1 protein-coding gene is annotated in these 802 nt (G+C 73.7%); it reads left to right on the top strand.

All coding sequences use genetic code 11. The features are described 5' to 3' along the window. Positions 1-802, top strand: an 802-nt coding sequence (locus AXW62_RS39780; protein ID WP_502688796.1) for a [protein-PII] uridylyltransferase family protein, incomplete at both ends; no start/stop codon positions are given.

The raw sequence follows: 802 nt of genomic DNA, 5'->3' as shown, positions 1-802 counted from the left end.
TCGACATGGTCGGTGACGCCCTGTCCGATCTGAACGCCGCGACCCTGGCGGGCGCCCTGCGCGCCGCCGTCCGCGACACCTGGGGCGAGGAGCTGCCCACCCGCTTCGCCGTGATCGGCCTCGGCCGCTTCGGCGGCCACGAACTCAGCTACGGCTCGGACGCGGATGTGCTCTTCGTCCACGAACCGCGCGAGGGCGCCGACGAACAGGAAGCCGCCCGCGCCGCCTTCGCCGTGGCCAACGAGATGCGCCGGCTCCTCCAGCTCCCCACCGTCGACCCGCCCCTCCTCATCGACGCCGACCTGCGCCCCGAGGGCAAGTCCGGCCCGCTGGTACGCACCCTCGCCTCCTACGCCGCCTACTACCGCCGCTGGTCACTGGCCTGGGAGAGCCAGGCCCTGCTGCGCGCCGAACCGGTGGCGGGCGACCCCGGACTCGGCGCCCGGTTCATCGAACTGATCGATCCCCTGCGCTACCCCTCCCAAGGACTGGGCGAGGACGCGATCCGCGAGATCCGGCGGCTCAAGGCCCGGATGGAGTCCGAACGGCTGCCCCGCGGCGCCGACCCCACCACCCACACCAAACTCGGCCGCGGCGGCCTCAGCGACGTCGAATGGACCATCCAACTGCTCCAACTGCGCCACGCCTGGACCGAGCCCGGCCTGCGCACCACCCGCACCCGCCAGGCCCTGGCCGCCGCCCACGCCGCCGGGCTCATCGCCACCGAGGACGCCCAGACCCTGGACGAGGCATGGGTACTGGCCAGCCGCGTCCGCAACGCCGTCATGCTCGTCCGCGGCCG

It is taken from the genome of Streptomyces hygroscopicus subsp. hygroscopicus (genome assembly GCF_001553455.1).
Lineage (GTDB): Bacteria > Actinomycetota > Actinomycetes > Streptomycetales > Streptomycetaceae > Streptomyces > Streptomyces hygroscopicus.
The sequence above is the reverse complement of the archived record's forward strand: the minus strand, read 5'-3'. Positions and strand labels throughout refer to the sequence as shown.